Origin of the sequence: Rhodopseudomonas telluris (assembly GCF_042432815.1) — a bacterium.
In the GTDB taxonomy this organism is placed as follows: Bacteria; Pseudomonadota; Alphaproteobacteria; order Rhizobiales; family Xanthobacteraceae; genus Rhodopseudomonas; species Rhodopseudomonas telluris.
The window spans coordinates 23,763-44,175 of sequence record NZ_JBHLWM010000011.1 but is presented as its reverse complement, the minus strand read 5'-3'; the positions used below and the strand labels follow the sequence as shown (position 1 = coordinate 44,175).

The following is a 20,413-nucleotide window of genomic DNA, read 5'->3' as shown; positions in this document are numbered from 1 at the left end:
ATGGCGGTGACGGCGGGTGAGGCGAGGCAGGACCTTCGCAAGGACGCCGTCGGCGTCTCTCACATCGTGTTCTTCGTTGTCGCGGCGGCGGCGCCGCTCACCGCGATCGTCGGCGCATCGCCGGCGGCTTTCGCGTTCGGCAACGGGCCGGGCGTGCCGGCGACCTATCTGCTGGTCGGATTGCTGTACGCGGTGTTCAGCGTCGGCTTCACCGCGATGAACCGCTTCGTCGGCAGCGCTGGCGGCTTCTATGCGTATATCGCCAACGGGCTGGGACGGCCGGCGGGGCTGGCCTGTGCGTTCGTCACGCTGGCGACGTACCTCGCGATCGAGATCGCCGTGGTGGCGCTGTTCGGCTTCTTCAGCAACACCATCGTCACCTCGGCGGGCGGGCCGGAGATCCATTGGTTCATCTACGCCGCGGCCATGATGGCAGCCGTCTATATCTGCGGCGCGCGCAACATCGAGTTCAGCGGCCGGGTGCTCGGCTTGTGCATGATCGCCGAGATCGCCATCCTCGGCCTGCTCGGCATCGCGGTGCTGATCGGCGGCGGCGGGCCGGAGGGCGTGTCGCTGAAGCCTTACGGGCCGGGCGCGGTGTTCTCGTCCGGCTTCGGCGTCGCGCTGGTGTTCGTGGTGGCGTCGTTCATCGGCTTCGAGGCGACGGTGATCTTCGGCGAGGAGGCGCGCGATCCGAAGCGCACCATCGCGCGCGCGACCTATTGGGCGGTCGGCATCATCGCGCTGTTCTACGCCTTCGCGAGCTGGGCGGTCGCGGTGCATTACGGCCCGTCGCAAATCGCCAAGCAGGCGGCGGATCATGCCTCGACGCTGTATCTCACCGCGGTGCAGGCGCGGCTCGGCGCATTCGCCGGGATCGTCATGAACGCGCTGCTGATCACCAGCCTGTTCGCCTGCACGCTGTCGTTCCACAACACCATCAACCGCTATCTGTTCGCGCTCGGCCGCGAGGGCATCGCCTCGGGCCACGTCGCGCGGACACACGACGTGCACCAGTCGCCTTACGTCGCCGGCATCGTCCAGACCGCGGTGCTGTTCGTCGCGACGCTGCTGTTCGCGCTGGCGAAGGCGAGCCCCTACGAGGTGGTGTTCGCCTGGATGAGCACCTTTGCCAGCCTCGGCATCCTGATGGTGCAGATCGTGGTGTCCTGCGCGGTGATCACGTTCTTCCGCAAGAGCCGCCGCGGCGTCGGCGTGTGGCCGGCGTTGATCGCGCCCGCGCTCAGCGCCCTCGGGCTGGCGGCGTGTCTCGTCACGATGATCGCCAATCTGGCGCTGGTGAGCGGCTCGGACTCGCTGGCGATCGACGGGCTGCCGGTCGCGCTCGTGGTGATCGGCGTCGCCGGCTATCTGTTCGCGATCTGGATCCGCCGTGCCCGGCCGGCGGTGTACGAGAATCTCGGCCGGTCGTTCGGCTAGCGCTCAGTGATTGAGTGGACGCGGCCGGGCGGTGACGCCGATCGGGCCGCGCTGCAAGCCGGCGGGGGCGATCGCGTGGCTGCCCGAGATCAGGCGGATCGGTGCGGCCGACGCCATCGCATCGACGGGGGCGCCGGGAGCGGTATTCGCGGCATGGCGGGCCGGTACGAGGATCGTCGCACGGATGGCTGGCTCGGTCTTCTCGGGGATGCTGAACACCGCCTGCGACGGCACCGGAAACGCGATCAGATTGGCCGAGGTCTCGGCCGCGAGCTGACGCGGCCAGGGTGCCGCCTTCGGCATCGGCACGCCACGCACGGCGTGATGAAAGGACGCGTGCGCGCCACCAAGATCGAGGTTGAGGTCCGCAACCGACGGACCCGGTAGCATCTCCGCATGGGCGAAGCTGAAGCCCGGCACCTTGGGCCAGTGCGAGATCGCGACCTGCTCGGTGATTGGGTGCAGCCGCCACTGCGACGGCTCGGTCGGCGTCTTCGGCAGATCCTTGGTCGCAGGCACGACGTGGACGATGCGATAGCCGCGGGCTTTCAGCTCGTGCAGGATGCGCGGCAGCGCCGCGACCGTGCGCGGCTGGATGTCGTGCAGCAGCAGGATGCCGCGGCCCTTGGCCTGCAGCCGGCTCATCGCCAGGCCGTACACGGCTTCCGGCGAGATGTGGCGCCAGTCGTCCGCCGGAAAATCCGCGCTCCAGGCCTGCAGGCCTTGCGACGCCAGATAACTCTCCACGGCCTCGGCGCGCAGCAGACCGGGCACCCGGAAGAACGGCGCGATCGCCGAACGGTCGCCGCCGAGCGCGGCCGCGACTGAATTGATCCCGTCGTCGACTTCCTGCCGCGCCTGATCGACCGACATGCGATTGAAGCTCAGCGGATGGTTCTGGCTGTGGGTGCCGATCGTGTGGCCGGCATCACGCAGCTTGCGGACGCCTTCCGGAAAGCTGTGCGCCATCCGGCCGACGACAAAGAACGTCGCCTTGACGCACTCCTTGGCGAGGATATCGAGCACCGCATTGCTGTGGCGCGGCAGCGGGCCGTCGTCGAAGGTCAGCACCACCTCGTGGTCCTGCAGCGGCAGCGTCTCGGCGTACTGCATCGTGCCGATCCGCGGGTGTTCGCGCGGGTCCACAACCAGCGTGCGCGAGGTGCCGAGCGCGTTCGGGTTGCCGGGGCAGTCCGCCGCCGTCGCGGAGGTGACGGAGAGGGCTAACGCCGCGGTCGCACAGGCAAGGCCAAGCAGGGACCTCGTCCGGCCCACACGTCGATACAAATCACCCATCTCGCGACCACGCACCTCGGATCAACAAATCAGCCCGCACGACTGTAGATTGCCGGCCTGAACAGCGGCTTAATTAAGGTTCTGATCACGGTTTGTCGGCGTGCACCAGCACGGATTTAGCGGGTCGCGTGTGCACCGGTGGCAACGGCCGGGTTGGCCGGGGGCGGCGGCACGACGTGGACCACGCGATAGTTGTTTTCCTTCAGGAATTGCAGGAAAGCCGGGATCATCGCGGCGGTCTGGGCGCGCGGGTCGTGAAACAGGATGATGCCCTTGCGGGCCGCGGTCAGCCGGTCGCTGATCAGCTTGAGCTGCTCCTCCGGCGCCATCAAATTCCAGTCGCTGGCCCACAAATCCGCGCCCCAGACGACGATCCCGCGCGATTGAAGATTATCAAGAAGAGCCGGAGTCGATTCGAAATACGGGAAACGGAAGAACTTGGTCTCCGACAACGGCGCGCCGTGGCCGCGCAGCATCGACTCGTCGGCAGCAATTCCGCGGTCGATCTCCGCCAACGCGTCAGCATGGCTGAGGTGGGAGAGGTGGGCGTGGGTCCAGGTGTGGTGGCCGATGGTGTGGCCCTCGTCGGCAATCCGGCGGACCATCGCGGGCATTTCCAGCCCGGGCTTGCCGACCAGGAAGAAGGTCGCCTTGACGCATTCGTCGGCCAGCGCCTTGAGCACCTTGGGCGTCGTCGCGGCCGGGCCGTCGTCGAAGGTCAGCACGACTTCGTGATCCTGGAGCGGCAGCGTGTCGGGAAAGCTCTTGGTGCCGATCCGCGGATACTTGGTGGCGTCGATGGTGAGCGTACGCGCGGTGCCGAGTGTACCGGGGCGGGGGCAGTCGGCAGCCTGTGCGGCGGAGCCCAGCACCGCCAAGGTGACGGCCGCAGCAGCGACTTTCGTCGCGGCAACGGCGACGCCTCGCTTCGATTTGTTCATGACACCCTCCGGGCGGACTGATCGTTCGTGGATGTCGTGAATTTCATTGCGCCGCGCGTCACCGATTTAGTATTGCCAACTTGCATTCGATCCGCCGATCGACACGTCATCTTGCCCGACGGCGCGCGAAAACTGCAACCGATAAAACCCACCGACAACACCAATGGGGTGCGCGATGGCCGACGAACTCGATGCGGTCGTGCGAGACGGCCAGTCCGTGCCCGACCAGCTTTCGATGCGGGACGAGGACGGCGAAATCAGGGCTGAATTCGTTGCCGCGATCTCCAAGGCGATCGCCGATGAGAACGCGCCGTTCCTCCGTGAGGTGGTGTCCGAACTGCACGAGGCCGACCTCGGCGACCTGATTGGGACGCTGGAGCCCGACGAGCGGGTCCGGCTGGTGGAACTGACCGGAACCGATTTCGACTTCTCGGCGCTGAACGAGGTCGACGAGACGGTCCGCGAGGAGATCCTCGACGAACTCGAGCCCGAAACCGTCGCCGAAGGCGTCCGGGAGCTCGATTCCGACGACGCGGTCGAACTGCTCCAGGTGCTGGACGAGGACGAGCAGGAAGAGATTCTCGAAAAGCTACCGCCGTCCGAGCGCGACGCGCTGGAGCGCAGCCTCGACTATCCGGAAAACTCCGCCGGCCGCCGGATGCAGACCGAGTTCATCGCGATGCCGCGCGATTGGAACGTGGGGCAGGCGATCGACCATATGCGCGAGACGGCGGATCTGCCGGACCGCTTCTACGAGATCTACGTCGTCGACGGCGGCAACCTGTGGCAGGGCGCGGTGGCGCTCGACGCGCTGCTGCGCTCCCACCGCAACGTGCCGCTGGCCGACCTGATCGACGAGGACCGCCGCAAGGTCTCGGTGCTCGACGATCAGGAGGAGGTCGCGCGGCTGTTCGGCAAGTACAACCTCGTCGCCGCTCCGGTGGTCGATCCCGACAACCGGCTCGTCGGCGTGATCACCATCGACGACGTCGTCGACGTGATCGAGGAGGAGGCCGACGAGGACCTCAAGGCGCTAGGTGGCGTCACCAGCGACGAAGAGCTGTCCGATCGGGTTTGGACCATCGCGCGTGGCCGCTTCAACTGGCTGCTGGTCAATCTCGCGACCGCGTTCCTGGCCTCCTCGGTGCTGGGGTTGTTCGAGGGGCAGTTGCAGCAGATGGTGGCGCTGGCCGTGCTGGCGCCGATCGTCGCCAGTCAGGGCGGCAATGCCGCGACCCAGACCATGACGGTGGCGGTGCGGGCGTTGGCGACCCGCGAACTCGGCCCCTGGAACGCGATGCGGGTGGTGATGCGCGAGGCGCTGGTCGGGCTCGTCAATGGCGTCGGCTTTGCGGTGATCACCGGGCTTGCCGCCTATGCGTGGTTCGGCATCGCAGGGCTCGGCGTCGTCATCGCGCTGGCGATGGTGTGCAATCTGGTGGCCGGCGCGCTCGGCGGAATCCTGATCCCGATGGCGCTGGATCGGGTCCGGGCCGACCCCGCGGTGGCATCGGGAACGTTCGTTACCACCGTCACGGACGTCGTGGGTTTCTTCTCGTTCCTGGGGATCGCGACCCTGTGGTTCGGTCTCAAGTAAGCGCCTTATCGCGGTATTAACGTCGCCGGGTGGAACCCGGCGCCTCGTAGTCGCAGGCGATTGGCACGGCTCGCACAGTGGCGCATACTCCACGCGATGGGTTTTCGTCGCCGACTGCGAGACCGACATGCAGTTCGTTGAGGCGCATGGCGCAAAGATACCCGTAATCGGACTCGGCACCTGGGAGCTGAGCGGCCACGTCTGCGCCCGCGTTGTCGAGCAGGCGCTGCGCATGGGCTATCGCCACATCGACACCGCGCAGGTCTACAACAACGAGCGCGATGTCGGCGAAGGCATCCGCAACGCCCATGTTCGGCGCGGCGATCTGTTCGTCGTCACCAAGGTCTGGACGACCCACTTCGCCCCCAATGATCTGCTGCGCTCGGCCAAAGAAAGCCTGCACAAGATGCGGTTGTCGGAAGTCGATCTGTTGCTGCTGCACTGGCCCAATTCGCATGTGCCGCTCGCGGAGACGCTGGGCGGCCTCGCGCACGCGCAGGAACTCGGTATGACGCGGCATATCGGCGTCTCGAATTTCACGGTGGCGCTGCTGAAGCAGGCGGCTGCGGCGTGCTCGGCACCGCTGGTGTGCAATCAGGTCGAGTATCACCCGTTTCTCGATCAGACCAATGTGCGGGCCACCTGCGCCGAGCTCGGCATCGCCATGGTCGCCTACAGTCCGATCGCCAAGGGGCAGGCCAAGCAGAACGAGGTGCTGACGCGGATCGGCGCCGCCCACGGCAAGACCGCCGCGCAGGTCTGCCTGCGCTGGCTGGTACAGCAGAACGTGCCGGCGATCCCGCGTAGCTCGCGGGTCGAACGATTGTCGCAAAATATCGATGTGTTCGACTTCGAACTCAGCGACGCCGAGATGCAGCAGATCTTCGCGCTGCATCACCCGGAGGGGCGGCTGGTCCACAGTGCGACCGAGCCTGATTGGGACTGAAGCGACATCGCACCGGATTGACCTCGCCGGCGGAATCCCGCCACCTCGCGGGCCTGTGCTGTCGCGGGTGATCGATGTTCTTTGTGCTGTCGAAGGTTGTCGGCTTCTTCATCCATCCCTCCAACCTGATCGCGGTGATCTGCGCGGTGGGTGTGGTGCTGTTGCTGACGCAGTGGCGGCGGGCGGGGACGCGGGTGCTGGCGGCCGGCGTGGTGCTGCTGCTGATCGCAGGCTATTCGCCCCTCGGCAGCGTGATGTTGCTGACGCTGTCGGAGCGGTTTCAGCCCTGGCAATACGCCGGCAAGGCGCCGGACGGCATCATCGTGCTGGGAGGCGCGCTCGACTCGGACGTGAGTGCCGCGCGCAATTCCGTTGAACTGGATTCGTCGGCGGAGCGCGTCGTCGCTGCGCTGGAGCTGGCGCGGGACTATCCGCGGGCGCGGATCGTCTACAGCGGCGGCAGCGGCAATCTGCTCGGGGATTCGGTGCCCGAGGCGCCGATGGCCGCCGAACTGTTCGAGCGGTTCGGGATCGCGAAGGACCGGCTGCTGCTCGAACGGCGGTCACGTACCACGGCCGAGAATGCCCGCTTTACCCGGGAGCTGGTATCGCCCAAGCCCGGTGAATTGTGGCTGCTGGTGACTTCGGCGTTTCACATGCCGCGCTCGATCGAGGTGTTTCGCGCGGCCGGGGTCGACGTCGTCGCCTATCCGGTCGACTGGCGTACCCGCGGATGGAGCGACGCGGCGCAACCGTTCAATCGTCTCAGCAGCGGGCTGGCGCGGATGGACGTCGCCGCGCACGAATGGGCGGGGCTGCTGGCGTATTGGGTTCATCACCGCGGCGAGAAAGTCGTGCCCACGCCTTAACGGGACAGCATCGCCGTCGCAGTATCAATCAGCCGGGATGAAGCGCAGCGTGCCGGCACGCCGCGTCGGCTGCCCGGTGTCGTTGGTGTGATTGACGCCGTCCATCACCGGGACCTCGGCGAAGTCGAACGGGCTCACGCCGTCGAGACAGGCGACATTGACGGCGTAGAGGTTCTGGTTCGATCGGCGCTGATGATGGGTGTAGATGCCGCAGCGGGAGCAGAAGAAGTGCTTCGCCGTGCCGGTATGGAAGCGATAGGTGGTGAGCGCATCCTCGCCCTGCAGGATCTTGATGCCGCCCATTTCGGCCATCGCGACCACCGCGCCGCGCATCCGGCAATACGAACAGGTGCAGCGGCGGATCGACTCGAAGCCCTCGCTCAGCGTCACTTCGAAGCGGACCGTGCCGCAATGACATTGGCCGGTTCGGATCGTGCGATTGTCGGTCATGCCACCTTGCGTCTCCGGCTCGGATTGATCTGGCGTCCCGACGCGTGAGTACCGCCGAGGTCGGCGCCCGACAACCGTCGAGGCGGCGCGCCTGCCTTGCAAAACGCGACTGGCCTCTAGTCGTGGCGCGGCAGGCCGAGGCGATAGACGCCGCGGAAGTCGTTCGGATCCGCGGGCTTGCCCTTGCGATAGATCACCAGCCGGCCGGCCAGCGCCAGCTCGACCGCGGCGCGGCGGATCGGTACCAGCAGGCCGTGCCAGTCGCCTTCCGGCGCGAGCGCGTGCGCGATCTCCGGCGCGCTCAGCGTGCCGGAGCCGGCTTTGGTCAGGACCGAGAGGAGGGCGTCTTGCAGCGCCGCGGGCGCAGTGCTGCGCGAATCCGAAGTGTTCATCGTTCACACCTGCCGCATCGCGGCGTTCACCGCAACCGCCACCAATTGACAGCGCGCCTACCGGCACGATTGAGTAACGCGGATGCCGCACTGAATCGGCTGCTTGGAGTTCATCGATGGCGCGCACGCTGGTGATCGGCAACAAGAACTACTCGTCCTGGTCGATGCGGCCCTGGATCGCCCTGAAGGCGACAGGCATCGCCTTCGACGAGGTGATGATCCCGCTCTACACGGGCGAAGCCGACAAGCGGCGGATTCTCGCCTTCACCGATTCGGGCAAGGTGCCGGTGCTGGTCGACGGCGATGTCACCATCTGGGATTCGCTGGCGATCATCGAATACGCTGCCGAGCGCTTTCCCAAGGCACAGCTTTGGCCCGACGACGTCGCGGCGCGGGCCCATGCGCGCTCCGTGTCGGCCGAGATGCACTCCGGCTTCGCGGCGCTGCGCAGCGAGTGCGGCATGAACATCCATCGCCTGATCGGGCCGAAGCCGTTGTCCGATGCGGCCAAGGCCGACATCGCCCGGATCCAGCAGATCTGGGGCGATTGCCGCCAGCGTTATGGCCGGTTCGGGCCGTATCTGTTCGGCGGCTTCAGCGCGGCGGATGCCATGTTCGCGCCGGTGGTGCAGCGCTTCCGGACCTATGCGGTCGAACTGGATCCGATTTCACAGGGCTATGTGGCGGTGATGCAGGCGCTGCCGGCGGTTCGCGAATGGACCGAGGCCGCGCTGGCCGAGACGCTGGTCATCCCGCGATTTGAGACCGATTGAACCGGGTTCCGTGCATCCATCCGCTGAGTCGTCCAAAGCCTCCGGAATTTACGCCTATCACGCTGAAAAATCTGCAAATTCGGGTCGGAGCCATGCCCTCTGCTCACTGGTCAGGAGGGGCCCCCGCGTGCTATACGCCCGGCCGGGGTTTCAGCCGGTCGCTCTGGGGATTTTTCTGCAGCCGGCGTTCTCGTGGCGCATGGAGTAGAGCGTTGAAGCACAAGTTCGTGGTTGGTGAGAACGTTTATTTTACCGCCAGCAATGTTGCCCGTCCGGCCGCGGGCGGAATGTACGAGATCATCCGGCTGCTTCCCACCGATGGCGCCGACTGCCAGTATCGCATCAAGAGCACGTCCGAAGCTTTCGAGCGCGTGGCGAAAGAAAGCCAGCTCACCGTCTGCTGACCGCCGGCCGTCGCGCGGCCGGTCCTTCGGCGCCCGCTGAAGGCAACGGAACCCGATGTCGGCCGAGTTGCGGAGCCTGCGCGTATTTTGGTCGCAAATCCGTGCTGATTTGAGCCTGATACGCGCGAGGGGACAAGGCGCATGGACTGGGCTTCCTGGGCGGCCGCGGCCGCCCACATTCTACATTCGCCGAACCTGCCGATCTGGTCCGCGATCGCCGCGTCAGCGGTCTTCGCGCTGATCCTGATCATCGCGTTGTTGCGTGCCGACCGGTCGGTGGCCAACGGTGTGCTCGGAATCATCACGCTGTTCGCGTTGGGCATCGCCGGCTTCGCGTCGTGGCGGCTGTTCGTCGACGGCGCCGCGCCCTCGCTGCGCAGCACCGATGCGAGCCGCTCGATCGGCGCAATGCCGGCGCTTGCCTGCGTCGACGACCTGGCCGGCGACGCCGTGCAGGCGGCGTGCGAACGCGCGCTGTTCGGCGCACCCGAAACCATCGCGGCGGCCGTGTCCTATGCATCGACGCGGCTGGCGCAATTGACGGCGCTCGGCGATGTCGCCGCCGCCAACAGCCGGATGACGCCGGAAATCGATCGCCTCCGCCGCTCGATCGAGCGCGACCGTTATGGCCTGATCGCCTACGTGCTCAATGCCCAGGAGGGCTGCGTGCCGGACGACTGCGCGGCCTACCGGTCGCTGACCGATCACAGCCGCATCGCTGCGAACATGAACGAGCACGCCTACGAGATGGCGGTGACCCGCGCCTCGGCGTCGTGGCAGGGCGCGGCGGGCGGGGCGCTCGCGGCTGCGGCGCCGGCCGCCCCCGAGGCGCCGAGCGGCAAGCCGGTGAATATCGACTTTGCAACCTCGGCCTCGATCCCGCCGATTTCGATTATGACCGAGCCGGTCCAACCCGCGCCGAAACCTGCCGCCGCGGCACCCGCCGCCGCTGCGCCGGCGGGCCACAGCAAGCGGCCGCCGGCGGCCGCCAACGCGCAGGCGCAAGGCCGTCCATCTGCGCAGGCGACCGGCCAGACGCCCGCGCCGGCCAAACGCGCCCCCCCTCCCAAACCGAAGCCCGCGCCTGCGCCGGTGCAGCTTGCGCCCGCGGAGCCGAATTCGGATAACTGACGCGAGACTCCCTCGCATCAGGATCGTTCGGACACATGGCGCTTCATCTGATCAAGCTGGCGGTCGGCTGCGAGTCGGTGAAGGAACTGACCAGCCGCGTTGCCGAGCGCGCCCGTTTGGCGAAGGCGCAAGGCCTGCCGCCACGCCACACCCACATCACCCGCATGGTGCCCAAGCGTGACGCCGAACTGCTCGACGGCGGCTCGCTGTATTGGGTGATCCGCGGCGAGATCGCGGCCCGGACGCGGCTGATCGGCATCGAGCCGTTCCGCGACGGCGACGGCATCGGCCGCTGCCGGCTGATCATGGAGCCGAAGGTGCATCCGGTGAGTCCGCGGCCGATGCGTCCGTTTCAGGGCTGGCGCTACCTCACCGCCACCGACGCGCCGCCCGACCTCGGCAAGGCCGCCGAGAGCATCGCCGCGATGCCCGAGCCGATGCGGCGGGAATTGCGCGAGTTGGGGCTGCTGTAGTTTCGCGTCAAACAGAACCGTCACGCCCAAGCTCGTCCCCGGCATCCACGATTGGGCCTCACCGCTTAGCAGGACGTGGATGGCCGGGACGAGCCTGGCCATGACGGCGGGATGCGGAGAGCCTCGCTGCTCACACCGCGATGTTGTCGATCAGCCGAGTGGTGCCGATCTTGGCGGCGACGAGGAGGCGGATCGGGCCGTCCTTCAAGGAGCGGACCGGCGCCAGCGTCTCGGCGTGGCGGGCTTCGAGATAGTCCAGCGCGAAGCCGGCTTCGGTGATCAGCTTCGAGCCCACGGCCACGGCCGCATCCGCGCTCTTGCCGGCCTTCAACAGCTTCGCCACTTCCTTCATCGCGCGGTACAGCGTCGGGGCGATTTGGCGCTGCTCTGGCGAGAGGTAGACGTTGCGCGACGACATCGCGAGACCGTCGCGCTCGCGCACCGTGGGTGCGCCGATCACCTTGACGCCGGTGTCGAGATCGGCGGCCATCCGCGTGACGACGCGGAGCTGCTGATAATCCTTCGAGCCGAAGATCGCGAAGTCCGGCCGGACCTGCATGAACAGCTTGCCGACCACGGTGGCGACGCCGCCGAAGAAGTGCGGCCGGAAACGATCCTCCAGCCCGGCGACGGCGGGGCCGTCAACGCCGATGCGGCTGGCGAAGCCTTCCGGATACATCGCCTTCACGTCGGGATTCCAGATCAGGTCGACATTCTCGGCGGCGAGCTTGGCGGCGTCGGCCTTCCAGGTCCGCGGATAGGAGCCGAAATCCTCGTTCGGCGCGAACTGCGTCGGGTTTACGAACACCGACACCACCACCTTGTCGGCACGGCGCTTGGCGAGCCGGACCAGCGAGATGTGCCCGTCGTGCAGCGCTCCCATGGTCGGGACCAGCGCCACGCTGGCGTTGCGGCGCCGCAGCTCACCGAGCGCGCGGCGAAGGGCAGGGAGAGTGCGGGCGACGACGGGAGGACGGGACATGACAACTCGCAGCAGGGATGGAGGACGGCGCGCGCCGTCAGGATTTCGATCTTATCAAACGATGCGTTGCAGCGCCAAGCCGGACGAGATTTCCAGCCTCCGGAATAGCACTCCGACGAGGTCGGGATTCATGATTAAACGCGAACGGGATTGATCCGGCGGCGCGTGCACGCAAATTGCTTGACCGCGGATCAGGCCGCTTTGAAGATATCGCACGAGGGGGATCGATGCTGGTTGAGGCGACCCAGGCGGAGGCAGGCTCAGCGCGCGTGGTCGTTCTCGGCAACGAGAAGGGCGGGTCGGGCAAGTCGACGCTGGCGCTGCACATCGCAGTCGCGCTGCTGAAGGCGGGCCAGCGCGTCGCGACCATCGATCTGGATTGCCGCCAGCAGAGCTTCACCCGTACCCTCGACAATCGCCGTCAGTGGGCGCGTCACACCGGCGCCGATCTCGAGCTGCCGCATCATTTCTGCATCCGCCTCGGCGAGACGATGCAGATCGCCGACAACGAGCAGGCGGAGTTCGTGCAGTTCGCCGAAGCCGTCGCCGCCGTCGAGCAGTCCTATGACTTCATCGTGATCGATACGCCCGGCTCGGACAGCTATCTGATGCGGCTGGCGCATTCGATGGCCGACACGCTGGTCACGCCGATCAACGACAGCTTCCTCGACTTCGACGTGCTTGGCCATCTCGATCCGGCGACGCTCGCCGTGACTGGTCCTAGCCACTACGCGGCCATGGTGCAGGATGCGCGGCGAAAGCGGCGGCAGCTCGACGGCGTCGATACCGACTGGATCGTGGTGCGCAACAGGCTATCGACCACGAGCTCGCGCAATACGCGGCTGATTGCCGCCAGCCTGAAGGATCTGGCGATGCGTATCGGCTTTCGGCCGCTCGACGGCTTCGCCGAGCGTGGCGTGTATCGTGAGTTTTTTCCGCGCGGGCTGACCGCACTCGACGATCTCACCGAAGCTACGCTGGGCACGCGGCCGAGCATGGGCCACGTCACCGCACGCGAGGAGGTTGGCGCACTGCTGCGGCAATTGCGACTGCCGCTCGACGAACGCGGCCGCCGCCGTGCGGCGAATCGTGCCGAGTGGTTCGCGCAGTCCGACAAGCCGCTTGAACTACACGACATCGTCGGTGCGTAGCACGATCGCGGTTATCCCCACCTGCTATCTCGTGCTTTGGTAGTAATCTGCGGCGAGCGCTGAGAAGCCTCTGCTGCGCGTCGGTTGTGCAGGATGAGCAGATTCTCGCCAGGGGCCATTTGACGGGGAAAACCTCCCGCTTTGTCGCCGCATTGTGCAGTTGCACAATGACGGAGCGGTATTCTCCTAATGTTTGATCTTCCTGTCATATCGCGGTGATTTATAGTTGCCTTATCGGCCTCCGACGCCTCGGGCATGGGGTTTCGCGCCGAAAAAGGTGGACCATGACGCGCGGAATTGTCGTTCTGCTCGCGCTGTGCCTCGTCTCGGCCGCAGCGTATTTCACCGCTTCGAAGTGGGCGATCCGTCATCAGACGTTGACCTTCTTCGACACCGTCCGCAACCGACCGGTTGCGGTCGACATCGCGGTCCGCCGCGACAAGGAGCTACAGGCCGAGGCCGGTCTGGCCGAGCTCCCGGTCGCCATCCTCAATCACGGCAATACCGTGCGGTTCACCGAGTATTCGTTCCTCGCCAATCTTTTCGCTGCCCGCGGCTACATGGCGGTGAGCATTCAGCATGATCTCGACAGTGACGCGCCGCTGGTTACCAAGGTCGGCGAGCCCTATGTCGGCCGCCTGCCGGTGTACGAGCGAGGCATCGCCAATATCGAATTCGCCGTGAAGCAGCTCGAGAAGCTGCAGCCGAACGCCGACTACGATCACCTGACGATGGTCGGGCATTCCAATGGCGGCGACATTTCCATGTACTATGCCAAGCTGCACCCCGACCAGATCCGCAAGGTCGTGACGCTCGACAATCTGCGGGTGCCGTTCATGATCGACGGCAAATTCCGGATCCTGTCGTTCCGGTCCAAGGACCCGGTTTTCAAGCCAGATCCCGGAGTGGTCCCCGATCAGGCGGTCTGCGACAAGGCGGGGATCACTGTGGTGAACACAGGCTTCCAGCACACCGAAATGAGCGATCGCGGCCCTGAGGACGTCAAGGAGTCGATCGTCAGCGCCCTCGACAAATTCCTCGACAACGACAGCACCGCGCGGCCCGTGCCCGTTCGGGTGCGGCAGACACCGGGCGCGATGGCGCAGGTCCGCTGACGGAACGTGCTGGGCCGCGGCAGCGCGGCTTCGGCGATCGGCATTGACCCCGTTGCAGACGGTCTCCACATAAGCCGCGTTTCATCACGCGAGCTTCGATGCCCCAGAACCCCACCAGGACCGTCGGACAGGCGCCCGCGACCAGCGCCGACACGTCCCTGCGCCCCAGCAGCACGTCGGACGAGATCGCCGCGTTCGTCGCCAAGGCCCGGGCGATGGCGCCGGGGGCGGCGGGCGGACGCGGACGACTGGTGTTCGCGCTCGATGCCACGATGAGTCGCCAGCCGACCTGGGACATGGCCTGCGCGCTGCAGGCCGACATGTTTCGCGAGGCGGCGGCGATCGGCAGCCTCGACATCCGCCTGGTGTATTATCGCGGCATGAACGAATGCCGCGCCAGCGGCTGGATATCGTCCAGCGACGAACTGGCTCGGCTGATGGCTAAGATCGACTGCCGCGGCGGCCATACGCAGATCGGCCGGGTGCTGGCCGACGCGCGCAAGGAGGCGATCGCGGCTGGGGTGAGGGCGATCGTGTTCGTGGGCGACGCGATGGAGGAATCCGTAGACGAGCTGTGCGCCAAGGCCGGCGAGCTCGGCATGCTCAAGGTGCCGGTCTTCATTTTCCAGGAAGGCACCGATTCGGAGGCCGAATCGGCATTTCGCGAGGTCGCGCGGCTGACCGGCGGCGCGTGGTGCCGGTTCGATCCGGGGGCGGCGGCGCAGTTGGGCGAGTTGTTGCGCGCGGTTGCGGCCTATGCCGCCGGTGGACGCGCCGCGCTGCAGCGGCTGGCGCAGGCCGGCGGTGGCGCGGCGTTGTTACTCGGGCAGATGAAATAGCCGCAGCATCAGGATCTTGCCCAGCGGTGCATTTCGTCCGCCGGCCGCCTATATTGCCGTCATGCCTACGCTGATCGCCGGCGTCATCGCCGTCTTCGTCCTCTACACGCTGCTGCAGATGTTTCGCTCCGCGAACCCCGCGGTGCTGGCCCGTGCCCTCAAGGTCTCGGGTGGCATCGTCACGCTGGCGACCGCGCTGTTCATGGGCGTTCGCGGCCAGCTCGCGGTCGCGATCCCGCTCGGGCTGTTCGGTGCCGGCCTGCTCGGCTGGGCGCCGATGGGGAAGATCGGTTTCGGCAATCTCGGCGGGCTGTTCGGAGCAGGCGGCCAGCGTTCGCGCGGTCAGTCGTCGCAGGTGCGCTCGGCGAGCCTCGAAATGGTGCTGGACCACGAGAGCGGGGCGATGAGCGGCCGGATCATCAAGGGGCCGTATGCCGGACGCGCGCTCGACGAGTTCGATCTGCCCGAACTCGCCGCGATGATGTCCGGCTTCGATGCCGAGAGCTGTGCGCTACTTGAAAGTTATCTGGACCGCCGGTTTCCCGCCTGGCGTCAGCACGCGCAGGGAGGTGCGGCAGGGGGGCAGGGCAGCCAGTCGTTTGGCGGCAAAATGACGACCGAGGAAGCCTATCAGGTCCTTGGCCTGAAGCCGGGCGCGGGGCCGGACGAGATCGGGCGTGCTCATCGCACCCTGATGAAGAAACTCCATCCCGACCAAGGGGGGTCGACGTACTTGGCCGCCCGTGTAAACGCGGCCAAGGATACCTTGCTTCGCACGCATCGCAGCTGACTCCGGCAACGCAACTCTACGCTACAAACTGCGAGGGCTTTCTGTTCTCTGATCGACACCCATTGCCCGCCGTTTTCGGCGTGGCCGTTGGTTCCGTTTTTATCGTGCAATGATTGACGAGTGGTTTCAGCGCGGGCCGCTTGCCACCTCACAAACAAGAACGCGGTCGGGAAGCCCGACCGCGTTCTTGGTGAATTCGAAGCCTATCGCCGTCATTGCGAGGAGCGAAGCGACGAAGCAATCCACCCCGCATGCTGGGCTTTGGATTGCTTCGCTTCGCTCGCAATGACGGCGTGAGCTATTGGTCCCGTCGCGGGCTTTAGTTCTTGATCGTGAAGCAGGAGATGTCCGAGCGCTTCAGCTTCTTGCAGACCGCTTCGGCTTCATCGCGGTCGAGGCCGGCGAAGCGCGCGCGATAGAGCTTGCGATCACCCTTGGACACCACGGTCTCGGTGAACGGATCGGCCTTGCCCAGCATGCCGCGCGCCTGATCGCGGGCAGCTTCGAGGCGGGCCTTGGCTTCGCTCTCGCTCTGCAGCGCGCCGACCTGAATAATCCAGCCGCTGTGCGTTGCCGGCTTGATCGCGCCGTTCTGCTGCACCGGGCTCGGGGCGGGCGCCGCCGGCTCGGCGGAAGCCAGAGCCTGGGCGTTCGACGACGTCATCCGCGAAGCCGGCAGCACGCCGAGGATGCCGTTGCCGGTGCCGTGATTGGCGGGCTGCGGGATCATCTCGGCCTTGGCGATCGCGGCGCCGGAGGTCTCGGCGACCTCACGTCGCGTCGCGTCGATCGAGTTGGTGACCGGGGGCGCGGCGACAGCCGAGGCGAGTTTGATCGGCGCGGACTTGACCTGAACGGTCTTGACGCGAACCGGCTTCATCGGTTCGGACGACCCGGAACCCGGCACCAGCGCCAGCGGCTTGTCGAGCGAGCCGCTGTTGAACGGACCCGGCTCGGGCTTCTCGGCGCGGGCGGCTGCGACCGGGACGGTGGGGCGGGGCGCCGGCACGGCGACGCGGGATTCGGTTTCGACGGGTTCGGGGACGGCCGAGGCGACCTGGATGGCGCCCTGGTTCTGCACGGTTGCCGTCGGCTTGGTGTCCGGCGCAGCCTCGGCAACATCGACATCCGCCGACGAGGTCGAACGCTCGGTGATCGCCGCGACGGTGCGGCGGGTCGCGCCCTTTTCGAGATTCTCGGCGAGCAGGTTGCGCATGGTGGCGTCACGCGAGCTGCCGCTGCGGCCGCCCAGCACCACGCCGACCAGGAAGCGGTTGCCGCGATGCATCGAGGTGACCAGATTGAAACCCGAGGCGCGGGTGTAGCCGGTCTTGATGCCGTCGACGCCTTCGACACTGCCGAGCAGGCGATTGTGGTTGCGGATTGCGTTGCCACGATAGGTGAAGACGCTGGTCTGGAAGTAACGATAATAGCGCGGGAAGCGGTCCTGGATGGCGCGGCCGAGGATCGACTGATCGCGCGCGGTGGTGACCTGATCGTCGTTCGGCAGGCCGGAAGCGTTGCGATAGACCGTCCGCGACATGCCGAGCGCACGGGCCTTGCGGGTCATCATCCGGGCGAAATCGGTTTCGCTGCCGCCGACGGCTTCGGCGATCACCACGGCGGCGTCGTTGGCCGAACGGGTGACGAGGCCCTTGATGGCATCCTCGACGCGCAGGGTCTGACCGGGGCGGAGGCCCAGCTTGGTCGGCGCCTGGGACGACGCGTGCTCCGACACTTCCATTTCGCTGTCGAGCGACATCTTGCCTGCTTCGAGACGCTCGAACAGCAGGTACAATGTCATGATCTTGGTGAGAGAGGCCGGGTGGCGCAGCGCGTCCGGGTTGGTCGCGGTGAGGGTGGCGCCGGTATTGCCGTCCACGATGATGGACGCGAAGGCGGGGTTGTAGCCGCTGCGTTCGACGTGATGCCGGGAGTGATGACGATGTTTCCGGCGGGCATCGGCCGTATCGGTGGTGGCGATGACCGCAGCCGAAATCGTGGCCAGGCCGAGTACGCAAGCTCGCAGGACCCGCGAGCTGACATGGATGTTGCGGTGCATGAACGTCCCCGTCCGATCTTTCATCAATCACCGGGCCGTGAGGCGAAATTATGCCCACCACGGCGGCAGTGCTGTCCGGTTCGGCCTTTAAGTTCAGCCGCGGCAGCCCGACCCGTTTGCCGAGACGATTGGTCGAGATTAAGCGGCTGAGCTGACGCGGCTTTTTCTCAAGGGCGCGAACAATCAGAGGCAGAGGTTAGGAGAGCTGCGTTTCCAAAAGGTTAAGCATCCGTTGCGGTGATCCCCTGGATTTGGGTCGAATCGAACAGAAAACGGGAACTCGCGAGATTGCCGATGCTGCATCGCAGCAGAATTTTGTGAGTGCAAGGTTCCGTTTGCAGCAAAATGAAACCGCCCCGGCTTGTGCCGGAGCGGTCAGTCGAAGCGACATCGAGGGTTGAAGTGCGGATTATTTGGAGATCCGCAACTTGGATAAGGAGCTCCCGATCTGGGCAAACGCGCTGCTGATGCCCGAGGCGGTTGTGGTCGAGTAGAAGTTGCCGCTATCGGCGCAGTATTTGAGGATCGCCGATTCCGGATCGCCGGTGGTGTTGACCTGGATGGTGTAGATCACGGTCCGCGACGTGTTGGTGGCCGACGCGCGGATGTTATCGCAGAGGATCTTCTGCCGGGCGTCGATCTGGCCATTGTACTGGACGTTGCCATTTCCATAGGACGGCCAACGGTCCTGTGTGTTCAGGCCGTCCGACAACAGGATGATCGCGTCCGTATACTTGTAGTTCGCATCCTTGGCCGGGGTGTTGAGCGGGTCGCCGGTCTGCAGCGAGAGCCAGGCCCACGCCAGTCCGATCGGCTGGTTGGTGCCGCCGTTTGCCGACAGCGCATCGATCTTGCTCTTGATCGTGTCGGACGCAGTGAACACGGAAGTCATCGACATAATCTGCGGCGGGCAGATGTCGCTGCCGTTTTGGTAGTAGCCAACTGCGGGAAACCGGGTTGCGGCGCTGGTTGGCAGAGTCTTTGTGGTGTCGTAGTCTTGGTCGCGGTCGGTGACGCAACCGCTCCACTTGCTTGTGTTGTAGGATGTCCAACTCCGGCCTGCGGCCTGGCAGTCTGTCTTCGTCACATATTTAGTGTAACTGCAGACGCCGCCCGTATCGGGCCAAAGATCCCATTTCAGCCAACTGGCACTTCTGTTGCTTGAGCCGACGTTGACCATCTTGGCGAACGGCACCATGGAAATATAGACGTCGTCGACCGTCTGGGCGCTGGCGCGCAGCGTATCGATGAGGTTTTTGGCAGCGGTCTTCATCGCCGGGAGCTTGCCGTCGTAGTCCATCGACCCGGTGACATCGAGCGCCATCGCGACGCGCAGGCGCGTGCCGCCCCAGGTGGCGGTCGAGGTACTGCCGATCCCCAGCGTGGGGAATCCCAACAAGTTCATAAAGGCGGTGTTGACGGAACCGTCGCCCTTGAGCAGCACGGTCGAGGATCCGGAATTGTCCTTCGCCGTATAGGTGGCGGTGACGTTGATGCTACGCGCTTCGGTGTTGGTATAGAGGCTGGAGAAGTAGGACTGCGCCTTCGCGGTCACCTGGCCCGAGGTGATGGCGCCGGAAGAAATGTCCTTGGCCAACATCAGCGCGGCCGAATCCAGAGCGGACTGCATCGCGGTCCGGGCCTTGTTGGCGCGCGAATAGTCGATCGCCGCGCCGACGAAGCCGAGAATCGGCACCAGCGCGATGGCGAAGATGATGGCGACGTTGCCGTCGGCCGAACGCGCGAAGCGCTTTGCGACGCTTCCCGATCGGACGACGTTGAAGAGCGACGACATGGGGGACCCGAGCCTGAGGAATTTGCGGGATGTTCGGGGCTGGAGGCTGAACGACCGGTAAAACCAATCGAATAAACTGGCTAAATTGCTTGCTAAATGCGTGCGAGCAGGGCCCAGGGTAAATTCCAGGATATTGGCTCCTCCGGAAAACGCGGCCAATCCGCAACCAAGCCTTAACCGGTCGTCGCCGCCGCTGCGCAGCAGTTTGGACGACCTCCGGAATCTCCCCGCTTGCGGCGAAACGTCGATCGACCCATATTTGCGGTACCCGGTCCTGCGTCGGACCGGACCGCCGGGGTGGCGGAGAGCCGGAGCTGAATCGTCGATCACAGTTTGTGCGCGTTGCGGTTCCGGTGGGAAGAGTTCCGTGGGGATTCGAATACCTGAGCCATGCTGCAACCAGATCCATCTTCTGAATCCGCCGCCGTGTCCGCATGGCCTTCGACGCGCCTGAGCCCGCCGCTGCGCCTGACTGGGCCGCAGGGGACCGCTTCGAGCTCACCGTCCGTGAGGGCGATGGCCGGCGACGGTGCCCGGTCGGGCAATCCGACGACTTCGGTCATTACCAAGGTCAAGCCGAAGACCAAGCGTCCCAACCTTTACCGCGTACTGATCCTGAACGACGACTACACGCCGATGGAATTCGTCGTGCACGTGCTGGAGAAATTCTTCCAGATGGACGTCGAAGCCGCGACCAAGGTGATGCTGCATGTTCACCATCACGGCATCGGCGAGTGCGGCATTTTCACTTACGAGATCGCAGAGACCAAGGTGACGCAGGTGATGGACTTCGCCCGCAAGCACCAGCACCCTCTGCAATGCGTGATGGAGAAGAAGTAGGGGTGTGAGACTGCCGAACGTGGACGGCTCCGAACTCGGAACGGCTCTTGCATCGCTCACGACGGCGGGTTTTCCCGGGCCTGCTGGTGCGCGGCTCGACGAGGAGAGGAACGGGTCTTTCGTCGAC

General features: G+C 65.7%; 20 protein-coding genes. 13 read left to right on the top strand and 7 right to left on the bottom strand.

Translation table 11 applies throughout. The annotated features are described in order from the left end of the window. On the top strand, positions 1-1,440 hold the full coding sequence (locus ACFFJ6_RS23340) for an APC family permease (protein WP_378392444.1): 1,440 nt from the start codon (positions 1-3) through the stop codon (positions 1,438-1,440). Positions 1,441-1,443: 3 nt separating this feature from the next. On the opposite strand, the gene ACFFJ6_RS23335 is transcribed toward ACFFJ6_RS23340, so the two are convergent. Together ACFFJ6_RS23335 and ACFFJ6_RS23330 are read right to left on the bottom strand one after the other, a co-directional pair. After that, on the bottom strand, positions 1,444-2,736 hold the full coding sequence (locus ACFFJ6_RS23335; protein WP_378392442.1) for a polysaccharide deacetylase family protein: 1,293 nt from the start codon (positions 2,734-2,736) through the stop codon (positions 1,444-1,446). 116 nt (positions 2,737-2,852) lie between these two features. Beyond that, positions 2,853-3,677 carry a polysaccharide deacetylase family protein gene (locus ACFFJ6_RS23330; protein ID WP_378392440.1) on the bottom strand — a complete coding sequence of 275 codons (825 nt, stop codon included), beginning with the start codon at positions 3,675-3,677 and terminating at the stop codon, positions 2,853-2,855. 175 nt (positions 3,678-3,852) lie between these two features. Between ACFFJ6_RS23330 and mgtE the strand changes: the two genes are divergently transcribed. From mgtE to ACFFJ6_RS23315, 3 genes are all read left to right on the top strand, one after another. Then, the gene (gene mgtE, locus ACFFJ6_RS23325) at positions 3,853-5,274 is read left to right on the top strand and encodes a magnesium transporter (protein ID WP_378392438.1); all 1,422 of its coding nucleotides are present in this window, start codon (positions 3,853-3,855) and stop codon (positions 5,272-5,274) included. Between the two features lie 127 nt (positions 5,275-5,401). Continuing rightward, positions 5,402-6,220 carry an aldo/keto reductase gene (locus ACFFJ6_RS23320; protein WP_378392436.1) on the top strand — a complete coding sequence of 273 codons (819 nt, stop codon included), beginning with the start codon at positions 5,402-5,404 and terminating at the stop codon, positions 6,218-6,220. Between the two features lie 74 nt (positions 6,221-6,294). Then, entirely contained in the window at positions 6,295-7,089 is a 795-nt protein-coding gene (locus ACFFJ6_RS23315) for a YdcF family protein (protein WP_378392434.1), read from the top strand. 24 nt (positions 7,090-7,113) lie between these two features. On the opposite strand, the gene ACFFJ6_RS23310 is transcribed toward ACFFJ6_RS23315, so the two are convergent. Both ACFFJ6_RS23310 and ACFFJ6_RS23305 read right to left on the bottom strand, forming a co-directional pair. Further along, the gene (locus ACFFJ6_RS23310; protein ID WP_378392432.1) at positions 7,114-7,539 is read right to left on the bottom strand and encodes a GFA family protein; all 426 of its coding nucleotides are present in this window, start codon (positions 7,537-7,539) and stop codon (positions 7,114-7,116) included. Positions 7,540-7,655: 116 nt separating this feature from the next. Then, complete coding sequence (locus tag ACFFJ6_RS23305) at positions 7,656-7,931, bottom strand: DUF3253 domain-containing protein (protein ID WP_378392430.1); 276 nt, start codon at positions 7,929-7,931, stop codon at positions 7,656-7,658. Between the two features lie 116 nt (positions 7,932-8,047). On the opposite strand from ACFFJ6_RS23305, the gene ACFFJ6_RS23300 reads away from it, so the two are divergent. The 4 genes from ACFFJ6_RS23300 (at position 8,048) to ACFFJ6_RS23285 (ending at position 10,712) form a co-directional block, all read left to right on the top strand. Beyond that, on the top strand, positions 8,048-8,704 hold the full coding sequence (locus ACFFJ6_RS23300; RefSeq protein ID WP_378392428.1) for a glutathione S-transferase family protein: 657 nt from the start codon (positions 8,048-8,050) through the stop codon (positions 8,702-8,704). A gap of 212 nt (positions 8,705-8,916) precedes the next feature. Next, positions 8,917-9,108: a hypothetical protein gene (locus ACFFJ6_RS23295; RefSeq protein WP_378392426.1), complete on the top strand. Its 192-nt coding sequence runs from the start codon at positions 8,917-8,919 to the stop codon at positions 9,106-9,108. A 141-nt stretch (positions 9,109-9,249) separates the two neighbouring features. Further along, positions 9,250-10,239: a hypothetical protein gene (locus ACFFJ6_RS23290; protein ID WP_378392424.1), complete on the top strand. Its 990-nt coding sequence runs from the start codon at positions 9,250-9,252 to the stop codon at positions 10,237-10,239. 35 nt (positions 10,240-10,274) lie between these two features. Then, complete coding sequence (locus ACFFJ6_RS23285; RefSeq protein WP_378392422.1) at positions 10,275-10,712, top strand: DUF1489 family protein; 438 nt, start codon at positions 10,275-10,277, stop codon at positions 10,710-10,712. Between the two features lie 130 nt (positions 10,713-10,842). Here ACFFJ6_RS23285 and panC read toward each other — a convergent pair whose 3' ends face one another. After that, positions 10,843-11,694 (bottom strand): pantoate--beta-alanine ligase, encoded by an 852-nt coding sequence (panC, locus tag ACFFJ6_RS23280; RefSeq protein WP_378392420.1) that lies wholly within the window; start codon positions 11,692-11,694, stop codon positions 10,843-10,845. A 227-nt stretch (positions 11,695-11,921) separates the two neighbouring features. On the opposite strand from panC, the gene ACFFJ6_RS23275 reads away from it, so the two are divergent. From ACFFJ6_RS23275 to ACFFJ6_RS23260, 4 genes are all read left to right on the top strand, one after another. Further along, complete coding sequence (locus ACFFJ6_RS23275; RefSeq protein WP_378392418.1) at positions 11,922-12,845, top strand: division plane positioning ATPase MipZ; 924 nt, start codon at positions 11,922-11,924, stop codon at positions 12,843-12,845. 284 nt (positions 12,846-13,129) lie between these two features. Then, entirely contained in the window at positions 13,130-13,960 is an 831-nt protein-coding gene (locus ACFFJ6_RS23270; protein ID WP_378392416.1) for an alpha/beta fold hydrolase, read from the top strand. A gap of 98 nt (positions 13,961-14,058) precedes the next feature. Then, positions 14,059-14,799, top strand: a complete 741-nt coding sequence (locus ACFFJ6_RS23265) for a vWA domain-containing protein (protein ID WP_378392414.1) — start codon at positions 14,059-14,061, stop codon at positions 14,797-14,799. Positions 14,800-14,860: 61 nt separating this feature from the next. Beyond that, complete coding sequence (locus ACFFJ6_RS23260) at positions 14,861-15,589, top strand: DnaJ domain-containing protein (protein ID WP_378392412.1); 729 nt, start codon at positions 14,861-14,863, stop codon at positions 15,587-15,589. 319 nt (positions 15,590-15,908) lie between these two features. Here the strand turns inward: ACFFJ6_RS23260 and ACFFJ6_RS23255 are convergent, their stop codons facing one another. Further along, a complete protein-coding gene (locus ACFFJ6_RS23255) occupies positions 15,909-17,651 on the bottom strand; it encodes a serine hydrolase (RefSeq protein WP_378392624.1) in 1,743 nt (580 codons plus the stop codon). Between the two features lie 409 nt (positions 17,652-18,060). Next, complete coding sequence (locus tag ACFFJ6_RS23250; protein ID WP_378392410.1) at positions 18,061-19,446, bottom strand: pilus assembly protein TadG-related protein; 1,386 nt, start codon at positions 19,444-19,446, stop codon at positions 18,061-18,063. Between the two features lie 516 nt (positions 19,447-19,962). On the opposite strand from ACFFJ6_RS23250, the gene clpS reads away from it, so the two are divergent. After that, positions 19,963-20,286: an ATP-dependent Clp protease adapter ClpS gene (clpS, locus tag ACFFJ6_RS23245; protein WP_378392408.1), complete on the top strand. Its 324-nt coding sequence runs from the start codon at positions 19,963-19,965 to the stop codon at positions 20,284-20,286. The last annotated feature ends 127 nt before the right edge of the window (positions 20,287-20,413 follow it).

Coding starts and splice junctions, on each gene's coding strand:
- ACFFJ6_RS23340 (WP_378392444.1), top strand. CDS start 1: ATGGCGGTGACGGCGGGTGAGGCGAGGCAGGACCTTCGCAAGGACGCC.
- ACFFJ6_RS23335 (WP_378392442.1), bottom strand. CDS start 2,736: ATGGGTGATTTGTATCGACGTGTGGGCCGGACGAGGTCCCTGCTTGGC.
- ACFFJ6_RS23330 (WP_378392440.1), bottom strand. CDS start 3,677: ATGAACAAATCGAAGCGAGGCGTCGCCGTTGCCGCGACGAAAGTCGCT.
- mgtE (WP_378392438.1), top strand. CDS start 3,853: ATGGCCGACGAACTCGATGCGGTCGTGCGAGACGGCCAGTCCGTGCCC.
- ACFFJ6_RS23320 (WP_378392436.1), top strand. CDS start 5,402: ATGCAGTTCGTTGAGGCGCATGGCGCAAAGATACCCGTAATCGGACTC.
- ACFFJ6_RS23315 (WP_378392434.1), top strand. CDS start 6,295: ATGTTCTTTGTGCTGTCGAAGGTTGTCGGCTTCTTCATCCATCCCTCC.
- ACFFJ6_RS23310 (WP_378392432.1), bottom strand. CDS start 7,539: ATGACCGACAATCGCACGATCCGAACCGGCCAATGTCATTGCGGCACG.
- ACFFJ6_RS23305 (WP_378392430.1), bottom strand. CDS start 7,931: ATGAACACTTCGGATTCGCGCAGCACTGCGCCCGCGGCGCTGCAAGAC.
- ACFFJ6_RS23300 (WP_378392428.1), top strand. CDS start 8,048: ATGGCGCGCACGCTGGTGATCGGCAACAAGAACTACTCGTCCTGGTCG.
- ACFFJ6_RS23290 (WP_378392424.1), top strand. CDS start 9,250: ATGGACTGGGCTTCCTGGGCGGCCGCGGCCGCCCACATTCTACATTCG.
- ACFFJ6_RS23285 (WP_378392422.1), top strand. CDS start 10,275: ATGGCGCTTCATCTGATCAAGCTGGCGGTCGGCTGCGAGTCGGTGAAG.
- panC (WP_378392420.1), bottom strand. CDS start 11,694: ATGTCCCGTCCTCCCGTCGTCGCCCGCACTCTCCCTGCCCTTCGCCGC.
- ACFFJ6_RS23275 (WP_378392418.1), top strand. CDS start 11,922: ATGCTGGTTGAGGCGACCCAGGCGGAGGCAGGCTCAGCGCGCGTGGTC.
- ACFFJ6_RS23270 (WP_378392416.1), top strand. CDS start 13,130: ATGACGCGCGGAATTGTCGTTCTGCTCGCGCTGTGCCTCGTCTCGGCC.
- ACFFJ6_RS23265 (WP_378392414.1), top strand. CDS start 14,059: ATGCCCCAGAACCCCACCAGGACCGTCGGACAGGCGCCCGCGACCAGC.
- ACFFJ6_RS23260 (WP_378392412.1), top strand. CDS start 14,861: ATGCCTACGCTGATCGCCGGCGTCATCGCCGTCTTCGTCCTCTACACG.
- ACFFJ6_RS23255 (WP_378392624.1), bottom strand. CDS start 17,651: ATGCACCGCAACATCCATGTCAGCTCGCGGGTCCTGCGAGCTTGCGTA.
- ACFFJ6_RS23250 (WP_378392410.1), bottom strand. CDS start 19,446: ATGTCGTCGCTCTTCAACGTCGTCCGATCGGGAAGCGTCGCAAAGCGC.
- clpS (WP_378392408.1), top strand. CDS start 19,963: ATGGCCGGCGACGGTGCCCGGTCGGGCAATCCGACGACTTCGGTCATT.